The 11,877-nt window shown below is 38.2% G+C and carries 12 protein-coding genes and 1 riboswitch; of the genes, 1 reads left to right on the plus strand and 11 read right to left on the minus strand.

The features are described 5' to 3' along the window. Positions 1-12 precede the first annotated feature (12 nt). The 10 genes from I585_RS02340 to I585_RS02385 form a co-directional block, all read right to left on the minus strand. Positions 13-1,260 carry a tetratricopeptide repeat protein gene (locus I585_RS02340; RefSeq protein ID WP_010739424.1) on the minus strand — a complete coding sequence of 416 codons (1,248 nt, stop codon included), beginning with the start codon at positions 1,258-1,260 and terminating at the stop codon, positions 13-15. After that, positions 1,261-2,313: a hypothetical protein gene (locus I585_RS02345; protein ID WP_010739425.1), complete on the minus strand. Its 1,053-nt coding sequence runs from the start codon at positions 2,311-2,313 to the stop codon at positions 1,261-1,263. Between the two features lie 149 nt (positions 2,314-2,462). Further along, the gene (locus I585_RS02350; RefSeq protein WP_010739426.1) at positions 2,463-3,188 is read right to left on the minus strand and encodes a hypothetical protein; all 726 of its coding nucleotides are present in this window, start codon (positions 3,186-3,188) and stop codon (positions 2,463-2,465) included. A gap of 202 nt (positions 3,189-3,390) precedes the next feature. Continuing rightward, positions 3,391-3,666: an HU family DNA-binding protein gene (locus I585_RS02355; RefSeq protein WP_010739427.1), complete on the minus strand. Its 276-nt coding sequence runs from the start codon at positions 3,664-3,666 to the stop codon at positions 3,391-3,393. A gap of 228 nt (positions 3,667-3,894) precedes the next feature. Continuing rightward, a complete protein-coding gene (gene der / locus I585_RS02360) occupies positions 3,895-5,205 on the minus strand; it encodes a ribosome biogenesis GTPase Der (RefSeq protein ID WP_010739428.1) in 1,311 nt (436 codons plus the stop codon). 359 nt (positions 5,206-5,564) lie between these two features. Then, positions 5,565-6,785, minus strand: coding sequence for a 30S ribosomal protein S1 (gene rpsA / locus I585_RS02365; RefSeq protein ID WP_010739429.1), 1,221 nt, complete (start codon positions 6,783-6,785; stop codon positions 5,565-5,567). A 146-nt stretch (positions 6,786-6,931) separates the two neighbouring features. Beyond that, positions 6,932-7,603: a (d)CMP kinase gene (gene cmk / locus I585_RS02370; protein WP_010739430.1), complete on the minus strand. Its 672-nt coding sequence runs from the start codon at positions 7,601-7,603 to the stop codon at positions 6,932-6,934. Between the two features lie 61 nt (positions 7,604-7,664). Next, positions 7,665-8,303 (minus strand): LysM peptidoglycan-binding domain-containing protein, encoded by a 639-nt coding sequence (locus I585_RS02375; RefSeq protein WP_010739431.1) that lies wholly within the window; start codon positions 8,301-8,303, stop codon positions 7,665-7,667. A gap of 68 nt (positions 8,304-8,371) precedes the next feature. After that, entirely contained in the window at positions 8,372-9,763 is a 1,392-nt protein-coding gene (locus I585_RS02380; RefSeq protein ID WP_010739432.1) for a RecQ family ATP-dependent DNA helicase, read from the minus strand. After that, positions 9,754-10,740, minus strand: a complete 987-nt coding sequence (locus I585_RS02385; RefSeq protein WP_010739433.1) for a helix-turn-helix domain-containing protein — start codon at positions 10,738-10,740, stop codon at positions 9,754-9,756. The genes I585_RS02380 and I585_RS02385 overlap by 10 nt, the downstream gene beginning before the upstream one ends. 28 nt (positions 10,741-10,768) lie before the next feature. On the opposite strand from I585_RS02385, the gene I585_RS02390 reads away from it, so the two are divergent. Beyond that, the gene (locus I585_RS02390) at positions 10,769-10,981 is read left to right on the plus strand and encodes a ferredoxin (RefSeq protein ID WP_010739434.1); all 213 of its coding nucleotides are present in this window, start codon (positions 10,769-10,771) and stop codon (positions 10,979-10,981) included. Positions 10,982-11,035: 54 nt separating this feature from the next. Here I585_RS02390 and I585_RS02395 read toward each other — a convergent pair whose 3' ends face one another. Next, the gene (locus I585_RS02395; RefSeq protein ID WP_010739435.1) at positions 11,036-11,629 is read right to left on the minus strand and encodes an ECF transporter S component; all 594 of its coding nucleotides are present in this window, start codon (positions 11,627-11,629) and stop codon (positions 11,036-11,038) included. Positions 11,630-11,749: 120 nt separating this feature from the next. Continuing rightward, a riboswitch (FMN riboswitch) is annotated at positions 11,750-11,868 on the minus strand. Between the last annotated feature and the right edge of the window lie 9 nt (positions 11,869-11,877).

Below are 11,877 nucleotides of genomic sequence, written 5' to 3' on the forward strand. Positions count from 1 at the left end.
TTTCTCACCTCTCTAATCTTCTAGTAATGACTGTACTTCTAGATCTCCTGGTTCAAGCTGCAAATAGTTTGTTAAAACCTCTCTTGCGGTTTCCAATTGACCGTCTTCGCGTAAAAAGAGTCCATATGCTTTTAAGAAATCTGGCTCATGAGATAGATTTTCAAATGCTTGCTTGTAATACGTCCGTGCCGCACCAAAATCTTCCAATTCATTATACGCCAGTGCCAAGTTCCATGCAGCATATGGATTATCTTCCTCATCCATCTGGCTGATCATTTCAATCGTTTTATCTGGCTGTTCCTCATTAAGATAAAGATTACTCAATGTTAAAAGCGTTTCGTCGGCTTTTTCACCTGTTTCCAACGCCTGCAGCAACAATTCTTCCGCCTTCTTACTATCACGTAAGCGATAAGCAATTTCGGAGGCTAAATGCAACAACTCTACTTGGTATGGATTTTCTTTGATACCCTCTTCAGCGGCAAGTAACGCTTCTTCTAATAGTTCTTCCTCTTTCAGACTGTCAGCAAGGTAATAATAACCGCTTTGATATTGTGGATCTAGAGCAATTAACTCTTGCAAATAATTGATTGCCTTTTGATGATCATGTAACTGATAATAAGTAAAACCTATTTGAAATAATCGATCTGAAGTACGATCATTTTCCAACGCTCTTTCTAAAAACGGAATCGCTTCTTCAAAGCCGCCCATCATACTATAAGCCGATCCAATCCTTTCATCAATCGAAATATTAGCAATTTCATCAACGCCCTGCTTCTGCAGTTGCCCATAATCGTTGATTGCTTCTCCTAATTGATTAGCAGAAAAATGTAACTCGGCTAAAGCAAATGTAATCAATGGCTCTTCTGGTGCAATCGTCTTGGCTTGCAATAATTTAGCTTCACTAACCTCGGGAATCCCTAGAACCTGATATAAATCAGCAGTCACTAATAAACTCTCTAAATAATTATCGCTATCCGGTTTGATTTTTTCCAAGTACTCGAAAGCACCATCAATATCATCGTTCTCTATGGCAATTTCTGCAAGTGAAAGATTAAAAACATCTTCTTCAGGAAAATCTGCTAATAATTTTTGTAAGACCCGCTTTGTTTCTTCCAAAAAGCCTAATCCTTGCAGTTCTTCTGCTAAACTTGCTAACATTTCCGGATCATCTTTTTTCAGTGCCTCTTCAAACATTAGGTTCGCTTGTGTTAACTCTTCATTTTTTAATGCTGTTAGCATTTTTTCACTATAACTTGGCATCTATTCTCCCCTGATCTCTGTTACGATTTTTTGATACACTTCAAATGTTTGAAGTAATTCCTTTTGAGTTGGAACTTTTTTCATTCCGACCTCACCGATTTGAATCAACTCGGCCAACGGTTTTTCCTGTGCTAAAGCAATAACTTGCTGTCCATAATCAGCCATGGAAATTCCCTCTGGCATAACAATTGGAAATCCTAATCGCACCAACCATATCACAAAATTTTTAAAATTGAAATGAAGGTTGTTTGCAGATACATTCCAAGCTAATTCAAACAATAATCCGAACATCGTCTTCATGCTGTTTGATAGCAAAGAACCATTCTCTGTTTGAAAAAAAGCTTTCTCAAATGGTTTCCCAAAATCACGAAGTTCCTCACTGTACAACTGATAATAGTTGATCAGAGTTTCGCTAAAGGCTGAAAATGATTGCTGCAAAAGTGCCTCGCGGGTTGGAAAGTTTCCGTATAAACTTTGTAGAAATGGATAATCGCAAATGATTCCACAACGAATCAAGGTTAGCAGATCCACCATTTTACCAGTCGTTTGCTGATCAGCTAATGTATGATCGAAAAGAATACTCTGTGGAGCTTCCTCGATCTCCATAACTGTCATTAGTGTTTTATCAGAAACGATTTGATCTGCAAAAGATAGACTTTGAGCAAATGAGCGTAATGAAACGGGCAGAAAGCACAACTCCGCCTGAAAATTTGTGACATGATGAGTGAAGCCTAAAAGTTCAATAACTCCTTCATTGCCGATCCCAATAAAAATCGTCTCCTTTTGTCGGCCGAAACGATCCAAAAATCGGATCAGCTCTTGGAACGTCTCCATCGTATTGCAATAACGATTATTCGGAGTAATGAACCACTCATGTGAACTCGTTTTTGGGATGAACTGGCGTAGCTTTTCTGCATATAAATCATAATAACGTTGATTTCCGCAAAAAAGGATCTGTTTATCCGCCAAATCTTTTTTGCGCATCATGGAGCTAACGGTTTCACCATACGTAATTAGTGTCTCCTTTTGTTTATTTCGATATGTTACTTCCATTTCACTCACCCCATTTTCTTTATTTTATACTACAAAAAAACCTCTCGCAACAAAACAGCGAAAGGTAAATAGACTATTTTATTAGGTAAAAAGAAAAAAATCAAAATATATTCAAATTTCCAAATTTTTGATTCAACGAAGCCTCACGATTAATAATTTTGTCCTTGGCTTTGGGGTGTATTTCCCTCATTTTGAGTTGATCCACCTTGTTGATCATTCTGCCCTTGTTGCGGTGTTTGCTGTTGTTGATTGTTCTGCTCTTGTTGCGGCGTCTGCTGTTGCTGTTGATTATTTTGTCCTTGTTGCGGCGTTTGCTGTTGCTGTTGGTTGTTCTGTCCCTGCTGTGGTGTCTGTTGTTGCTGATATTGCTGTTGATTTGCTCGATTCATTTCCTCTTCTACCTGTGATAGCTCTTCAAAAGTCAGAACACCATCATTATTCAAATCCGATTGTGAGGGACCCTCTTTGATTACACGCTCCCCATTTGGCAGCACACGTAGAACAGTTACCTGTTCACCCCAAGGCGTAGTTAATACTTGACCAACACTGGAAGTATCAACGGTCTGAGATACCTCGGTCTCTTCTGTGGAACTAGACAAAGAGTCATTCAAACTCACATCTCGTTTTGGTACTGTTTCCTCTCCAGAAGAACCATAAAAATATAGCCCCACTAAAACTGCAATCAAAAGAACCGGGACTGATATTATTAATATTAAAAAATTACGACGTTTTCTTTTCTTGTCTTCTTGCTCTTGCAATGCCTCAGCTTCCAAAAATGCCTGTCTCCAATTAGGATCATTTTGTCTTTGAGCAAGAAATTCATATGAATGCCAAGAATCATTTCTTTTTACATAAAATAATTTTTCCTTTGACATCGTTCCACTCTCTTTCTATTCTTCATGAAGTTCTCTACTTTATTCTATCGTATGTAAAGCCTTTCGTAAAATAAAAAATAAGTTATAAATTGAATGAAATAACAGTCAAGGAATACTAGACAATGAACAGGCAATTTTTACACTCATTTTTCAACAAAAAACCGTTGCGACTTTAAAGTCACAACGGTTTTAGCAGCAAAAATTATTTAACTGCATCTTTTAGCGCTTTACCTGGTTTAAACGCAGGTACTTTGCTTGCTGGAATTTCGATTTCTTCACCAGTTTGTGGGTTACGTCCTTTGCGGGCCGCACGTTCACGTACTTCAAAGTTACCGAAGCCGATCAACTGAACTTTTTCACCGTCAGCTAATGCGCCTTGGATGGTTGAAAATACAGCATCGACAGCAGCTGTAGCGTCTTTCTTAGTTAAGTCAGTAGCTGCTGCAACCTTTTCGATCAATTCTGCTTTGTTTGCCATGAATGAATTCACCTCCTGAGAAATGAGTAGTGATGTGTAAACATCGACTGATAACTGAGTGGTCCAGTCATCAGCTAAGAAATATTGATTTGGTCAATATTCTGTTATAACGATAGCATAAGAACCTTATGTTAGCAAGGTTTTTAGCGATTAATGGCATAAAATTCATGGTTGTTTTATCAATCAGTGAAATCTGTTGTCACCAAAATAAAAGTATGATAAAATACCTTATTTTCTTCTTCGAGCGATTATTTTTATCGGAGTTCCCTCAAACTCGAATGCTTTTCTAATTTGATTTTCTAAGAATCGTGCATATGAAAAATGCATTAATTCTTCTTCGTTAACAAATACAACAAACGTTGGCGGCTTCACCGCAACTTGAGTCGCATAGAAAATCTTCAAACGTTTGCCCTTATCAGTTGGCGTTGGATTGATTGCTACCGCATCCATGATGATATCATTTAAGACAGATGACGGAATACGCAGATTCTGATTCATGCTGACTTCTTCAATAATCAATGGAACTTTATTTAACCGTTGTTTAGTCATTGCTGAAACAAAAATGATTGGAGCATAATCTAAATAAGCAAACTCCTCACGAATCTCCTGTTCAAATTCTTTCATGGTATTGGTATCTTTTTTTACTAGATCCCATTTATTAACCACAATGATTACACCACGACCTGCTTCATGAGCATATCCAGCAATGCGTTTATCTTGCTCGCGAATGCCTTCCTCACCATTTAAGACAACTAAAACAACATCTGAACGATCAATCGCCCGCATAGCGCGCATTACGGAATACTTCTCAGTGTTCTCATAAACTTTTCCCCGTTTACGCATACCAGCTGTATCGATCATAGTAAACTCTTGCCCATTTTGACCAACAAATTTTGTATCAATTGCATCACGAGTCGTCCCTTCAATATCAGAAACAATTACTCGATCTTCACCTAAAATAGCATTGATTAAAGAAGACTTTCCAACATTTGGACGTCCGATCAAACTAAATTTGATTGACGGATCTTCCTCCTCTTCACTATCTTCTGGAAAATGTTTGACAGCCTCATCTAGCACATCTCCCAAGCCAAGTCCATGGCTGCCTGAAACAGGGTAAGGTTCTCCTAATCCTAATGAATAGAATTCATAAATATCGTTACGCATCTCAGGATTATCTACTTTGTTGACCATCAGAATAATTGGCTTTTTACTTCTGTATAATATTTTTGCAACGGCTTCATCGGCATCAGTGACACCTTCTTTTCCACTTGCCACTAATAGAATGACATCAGCCTCATCAATAGCTATTTGTGCTTGTTGTTTAATCTGTTCCATAAATGGCTCATCACCAATATCGATTCCGCCGGTATCAATTATTGAAAATTCATGATCTAACCATTCACCTTTCGCATAGATCCGATCACGAGTGACACCGGGGGTATCTTCAACGATCGAAATACGTTCTCCAGCGATTCGATTAAACAGTGTTGATTTACCAACATTTGGACGTCCGACAATTGCAATTGTAGGATTTGACATATCTTAATTCCTCGTTCCTTTTAATATATTTACTTTATCCCAAAAGAAAAAATAAATTTGTGCTCACAGCGTATAACATCCAACTAAATATTACGAATCAACTGACTTTGAAATAATGTTGAGTAAATACAGTTGGACACTCTCAAATTAATGTAATAAATTTCTATAAAACTTATTTTCAGATTCGATTATATACTATTCCATTCATCCTATTAAAGTGAAAAATGGAACTAACAGCTAGCTTTTTTTCAAATTCTCCTTAGTTTAACGAAGAAAGCTCCTTCTTGCAAGAGAAGGAGCCATTTTCATCTATTAAATTAAGAAAAGGCGTGCAAATAGCACGCCTTTAAGATTCCCTACTATTCTTTATCTTCTGAATCATCACTCAAAGCATCACCTAAGATATCGCCCATAGTGAATCCAGTGTTTTCTTCTGGTAATTCATAGGATTCTTCTTCAACAGGCTCTGCTTTAGCTTCCTCAGGTTTCTCTTCCAACGCTTTGATTGAAAGAGCAACACGATGATCTTCAGGGTGTACTTCTAAAACTTTCACTTGAACTTGATCACCTTCATGTAAAACTTCATGAGGCGTTGCGATATGTTTGTGAGAGATTTGAGAAATATGCACTAAGCCTTCTACACCCGGGAAGATTTCAACAAATGCACCAAAACTGGTCAAACGTTTCACCGTTCCCTCAAGTACTGAACCCGGCGCTGCTTTTTCTTCAATATCTGTCCATGGTCCAGGCAAGTTTGCTTTGATCGATAACGAAATACGTTCTTTTTCTGGATCAACCGAAAGAACTTGAACTTCTACTTCATCGCCAACGTTTAATACGTCAGACGGTTTTGCTACGTGACTATGAGAAATCTCTGACACATGGACCAAACCATCAATGCCGCCTAGATCAATAAAAGCTCCAAAATCAGTCAAGCGAGCCACTTGGCCTTTGATTACTTGGCCTTCATATAGGTCCGCCAAAATTTCTTTCTTCTTCTCGGCTTTTTCAGCCTCGACAACTGCCTTATGAGATAAAATTAAACGATTCTCAGAAGGTTCAATTTCAATAATCTTGAATTTTAATGTTTTTCCAGTATAAGTTGAAAAATCATCAACGAAACGATCATCAATCATTGAAGCTGGTACAAAGCCACGTACACCGACATCAACAACTAAACCACCTTTGACGCTGCTAGTTACAGGTGCTTCGATAATTTTTCCGTCATGGAATTCTTTTTCGATATCTTCCCAAACTTTTTTCGCATCTAAGCGACGTTTAGAAAGGAGATAACTACCATTTTCTTTGTCTTTTCCGATAGAAGAGATAACGACTAAATCAAGAATATCGCCAACCTTGACTTCTTCATTGATATCTTCAACAGGTAATGTTGAAAGTTCTTTCGCAGGCACTACACCTTCTACTCCCGCACCTTCAATACCAACGATAACTTGTTTATCTTCTAAGGCGAGCACCTCACCTTTAACAATATCGCCAACTTGAACTTCATGCACACTTTCCATTGCTGCTTCCATGGAAACATTTTCGTTGTCCATCGAATTTTGTTCTAAATCTGTCATGTCGTTTGTCCTCCTTACCAACAATTCTGCGTAAAATACACTACATGTTCTATTTTAGAATAATCCACATGAAAAATAAAGCGATTTCTTCTTTTTTTCTAAAAATTCGGAAGAAATTCGCTTTATTTATCGTTTTTGTCTAAAAATCAGAAACCTTTTGAGCTGATGACCTCTTTAATCTTCGTTACTACCTGTTCAATCGTCATTCCAGTCGTGTCGACCAATTCGGCATCTGCTGCTTGAACAAGCGGCGAAACTTCTCGATGTGAATCCAAGTAATCACGTTTCGCAATGGCTTCCTTGATCATTTCATAATCCATTTCAATCCCTTTTTCTTGGTTCTCTTTGTAGCGTCGCTGCGCTCGCTCCTCTACGCTTGCAACCAAAAAGATCTTAACCTCCGCTTGTGGTAAAACAGTCGTTCCAATATCACGACCATCCATTACGATTCCACCAAGTTGCGCTAACTGACGTTGGGCTTCTACCAGCTCTTCACGAACCTTTCGATGAGCGGAAACTTCAGAAACTGCTGCTGTCACATCGGGTTGACGAATCGCTTGGGTGATATCTTCACCATCCGCAAATACTAGTTGTCCATGTACAGACTGCTGGAAATTGATGGGATATCTTTTTGTTAATTCAGCTAATGCCTCCTCATCTGAGAAAGCTACTTGATGCTTAATTGCTAAAAAAGTAATGGCACGATACATCGCACCTGTATCGACGTAGACAAAGTTGAAACTGTTTGCCAAAATTTTAGCCACTGTGCTCTTCCCAGATGATGCGGGGCCATCGATTGCAATTGAAATTTTATCCATATCCTGCCTCTTTTCAATAAATAAGCCGTAATCGCTAAACGATTACGGCAGAGTATTCAATTTATTTAACACGTACTTGTTGACCTGGATCAAAATAGAAATTACTTCTATCCATACCATTTAGTTTTAAAAATTCATCTACACTCAAACCGTAGCGTCCAGCTATTTGCTGTGGACCCTCACCTGATTGAACTGTACCATACTGAGCATTTGCATCACTTTGTGTATTATTTTGATTTTGCTGCTGTTCTTGTTGTGCCTGCTGCTGTTGCTGTTGTTGCGCTGCTGCCTGCTGATCAGCTTGCTGTTGTTGTTCTTGCGCAGCCTGCTGAGCTTGTTGTTGCGATTGCTGATTGGCTTCTGATTCTGTAGAAGTCGTACTTTCTTCAGTACTGCTTTCTTTGGTACTTGTTTTTTCTGTTGAGGATACCTTTGATACCTGCGTTGTACTCTCAGGAGAGGCTGCTGGCTTATCATTTCCACGAGTGATCCAGAAAAAAGCACCAGCCGGAATCAAAATAAGGGCTAACAATAACGCGACTAGAATCGTCAAGAATTTCGTATTTCCGCCGCCTTTATTTCCACCACCACTACGGCGAGACTGGCTGCGTGAATAAGACTCTTCTTCACCATCAGATTCGTAAATATGTTGATCCCACGGTTCATTGTTCGTATCGTTATAGCGATCTTTTCTACTCAATTTCTCTAACCTCCTAAATGCTATCGCCATGTATTATACCATAGCTCTTGAAAATGTGGTGTCGATTTTCAATCTTTCTCTACATTTTTAAAAATTTTTTGAATTATTTTTTCCCACGGTAAAACATCTGTGACAATTTCTCGCTCACCTTTTTTTTCTGGCAAAATAGCCCCGTCATTATCACAACAGTTTGGATTCTTTTCAGGTAAGGTTTCACCAAAATAGGCGACCAGAAATTTACGTCGACATTGTGATGTAGTTATATAGTCAAGCATTTTTTGCAACTGAACCTTTTTTGTCGTTCCTCGCTGACTTAACAAGTCTAACAAGTGTGATTCATCATTAGGAAAAAACTGTTCCCATTTTTTGATTAATGGATCTTCAAAAACGAGACCGTCAATTTTTTGCTTAATTTCAAATAATTTCTTCGATTGATTGGTTTGTTCTTGCAAAAAATGATGAATATGTTCGTCGCCCTCTTCGTAGAGTAAAATTGCCTGGCTTGGATTTCCGTCTCTTCCAGCACGTCCAACTTCTTGCAAATAGTTTTCTGGTGAGTCTGGTAGATCGTAGTGGATGACGAAACGAATATTTTCTTTATTTATCCCCATTCCAAAAGCATTCGTTGCAATTAGCAACTGTAAATCTCCTGATAAAAACTGTTGCTGCAACATTCGTCTTTCTTGCCCGCTAAGTCCGCCATGATAATACGCGATTGCATAATTTTGCTTAAGTGCCTCATAGAGCTCTTCGACTTTTTTTCTGGTGGCACAATAAATAATTCCCGAGCCGTCCAAGGAGCCGAGTAATTTCTGTAATCTCTTGTATTTATCTTCTTGATAAACAAAAAAACTTATATTCGGTCGGTCAACAGAATAGATCACCTCCGGTACTGCATGATCAAAGAGCAATCGCTGAATATCTTCCCGAACCGTTTTAGTAGCCGTTGCTGTCAATGCCAACACCAATGAATCTCCTATGGATTTTATTCCATCAGCAAGTTTCAGGTATTCTGGTCTAAAATCAATTCCCCATTGTGAAATACAATGGGCCTCATCAACCACAACCAAAGAAACCCTCATCGCCTGTAGCGTTTTTTGAACGTGAGGTGCTAAGAACATTTCTGGACTCATAAAAATAAATTTGTATTTATGTGCTTCACTCAAAATCCATTGTTTTTCCCAAGATGAAAGTAAGCTATTTAAGGCGACAGCACGTTTTTCTCCGAGACGCTGCAATTGCGTTACTTGGTCTTCCATCAATGAAATCAGAGGGGAAATCACGATTACCGTTCCCTCAAGCAGATATCCTGGTAATTGATAACACAAAGACTTGCCAGTTCCTGTCGGAAGCATTCCAAGTACAGATTTACCAGATAAAAGAGTCTCAATAATCTCTTGTTGTCCGGGACGGAAGCGATCATAATTAAATTTTGTTTTTAACAACTCTGTTAATTCCATTGCTTTTTCCTCAAATAATAGATTTGTGACAGCCGAAAATTTAAATAAGGGGTCTCGTAATCCTGATAGTGTGCATTGACTACTTGATTTTCATCAAGATCATCAAAATCGATTGGGTCAAATCTTGTAAATGGAAAAGTTTTATCCATTAGTGCCCACTCGATAAAATGATCATTGATTGTCCCTTGTTTTAAATGACGTAAGTTCATAATTTCGCTCACAGTTTTACCAGCTAAAAAGAATTCTTTTGTCTTTAGCATACTTTGATTGATATTTTGTTGATCTAAGGCAAACAATAACTCTGACAATTGCTCACCTTCAACTTGCGCTAAAAACAGATCAATCGCGTTTTGTCGATAAAGTATGTTCCACGGCTCTGTCTGCCATTTTTCTGGCAATAATTGAAAAGTGATTTTTCCTTGAAAACCAAGACCGGAAAATTGATTAGCTAAAAAATCAGCCGTTTCATCCGGTAATCGCTGAAGAATAGTCGTTAATTCGTGTTGAAATCGCACTACTAAATCTGACTCTGCCTGTGCAAGCCACTTTTTAACTTGTTGTAAAGAGTAGGGACGATTCTCAATAGGAAGATAGTTTTTCTCACCAAATGAAAGATAACTAACGACTTGTACAGCAAAAAGAATCATTTGCCAAGAGTCTTCTCGCGTTCGACCGAAGCGCAAATTATTTAAACCACTCAAGTCGAAAGAATCTTCTTCCAGTAATTCTTTACCTCTTGTGGTTAATTCACCAAAACCGTCTTCAACCGCAATTAGTTGATTGTTAACTAATCGTTGCAGCTCCTTTTGGAAGGTATCTTCTTTCAGATTAGGTAGCGAACCCAAATAAGCCAAATTTTTAAAAAAGAAACCATGAAGTAAGACCGAACTGGTTCTTTTTCCTACTAATAAATGATATAAAGTTGAGGTTCTTAACTTGTAGCCAGTCTGAAATAACGTTAAAATAAAAAAAGTCATAGTAAAATCTCCTGTGGTAGGTGAAAAAATGAAATGCGAAATCATTCCTGAACGTTGTATCGCTTGTGGTTTATGCCAAACGATTGCGCCAGAAATTTTTGATTATACAGATGATGGGCTTGTTCTTTTCGTGGGAGAACCAGATGCAATTCATGAATTTATTCCCATAGAACAGCAGCCGGAAGTTATCCAGGCGGCAAAACGGTGCCCCTCTCATGCTATATTGTTTCAAAACTCATAATAACATACATGAACAAAAAAAATCTCAGACGTTTTGTCTGAGATTTTTTGATTATTAAATTGAATGATGCTGAGAGGTCATTGTCTTTTTCGATAACCACGGTAGCAACTTAGCATGTAAAACTAAGAAAACAACACTAACTATTATTCCTTTAAGAATATTAAAAGGTACAATTCCAACCAAAATGTAACGTCCTAATCCCATACCTAACATTTGTCCGGCCGAAAGACCAAAAGCCTTCAAATAAAGAGGTGTGATAACAAAGTAATTCGCCACACTCATAAATAGTGTCATTGCCAAAATGCCTAACCCAAGGCCCAAGACTCGTTTTGAAGCCGTCCTTTTTCTAAATAGTAGAAAAATTGGCAGGGTATATAAAGTTGAGGCAAAAAAGCTGGCAAAATCTCCGATCATATTATCTAGAGAAAAGCCGCTCATAGTTAGATGTAACAATGAACGTATAAAAGCAGTTGCTACTCCTGTCAACGGTCCAAAGATAAACATGTTGATCAGAACTGGAATATCGCTAAAATCCAATTTTAAAAAGGGAAACATTGGGACAATCGGAAAAGCGATAAATTGTAAAATCAATCCCATTGCCGCGGCCACTGCTACTGCTGTCATTTTTTGTAATCGTAAGTTCTTCATCTGAAATCCTCCGTTTCGGAATCATCTTCATCGAACTATTTGAATTAAACTTTTCCACAAAAAAACTCTATGCTTCAGAAAAAGCATAGAGTTACTTGAATATAGTCTCACTCAAATAAGCTCTATCTTCTTTATCCAGACTGTACTGTCGGTATCGGAATTACACCGATTCGGCTGCTTACGCAGTTCGCGGACTATCACCGCCGGTCGGGATTCTCACCCTGCCCCTGAAGACGAACCTTAAATTA

The sequence above is a fragment of the Enterococcus malodoratus ATCC 43197 genome (assembly GCF_000407185.1).
GTDB classification, from domain to species: Bacteria; Bacillota; Bacilli; order Lactobacillales; family Enterococcaceae; genus Enterococcus_A; species Enterococcus_A malodoratus.

Coding starts and splice junctions, on each gene's coding strand:
- I585_RS02340 (WP_010739424.1), bottom strand. CDS start 1,260: ATGCCAAGTTATAGTGAAAAAATGCTAACAGCATTAAAAAATGAAGAG.
- I585_RS02345 (WP_010739425.1), bottom strand. CDS start 2,313: ATGGAAGTAACATATCGAAATAAACAAAAGGAGACACTAATTACGTAT.
- I585_RS02350 (WP_010739426.1), bottom strand. CDS start 3,188: ATGTCAAAGGAAAAATTATTTTATGTAAAAAGAAATGATTCTTGGCAT.
- I585_RS02355 (WP_010739427.1), bottom strand. CDS start 3,666: ATGGCAAACAAAGCAGAATTGATCGAAAAGGTTGCAGCAGCTACTGAC.
- der (WP_010739428.1), bottom strand. CDS start 5,205: ATGTCAAATCCTACAATTGCAATTGTCGGACGTCCAAATGTTGGTAAA.
- rpsA (WP_010739429.1), bottom strand. CDS start 6,785: ATGACAGATTTAGAACAAAATTCGATGGACAACGAAAATGTTTCCATG.
- cmk (WP_010739430.1), bottom strand. CDS start 7,603: ATGGATAAAATTTCAATTGCAATCGATGGCCCCGCATCATCTGGGAAG.
- I585_RS02380 (WP_010739432.1), bottom strand. CDS start 9,763: ATGGAATTAACAGAGTTGTTAAAAACAAAATTTAATTATGATCGCTTC.
- I585_RS02385 (WP_010739433.1), bottom strand. CDS start 10,740: ATGACTTTTTTTATTTTAACGTTATTTCAGACTGGCTACAAGTTAAGA.
- I585_RS02390 (WP_010739434.1), top strand. CDS start 10,769: ATGAAATGCGAAATCATTCCTGAACGTTGTATCGCTTGTGGTTTATGC.
- I585_RS02395 (WP_010739435.1), bottom strand. CDS start 11,629: ATGAAGAACTTACGATTACAAAAAATGACAGCAGTAGCAGTGGCCGCG.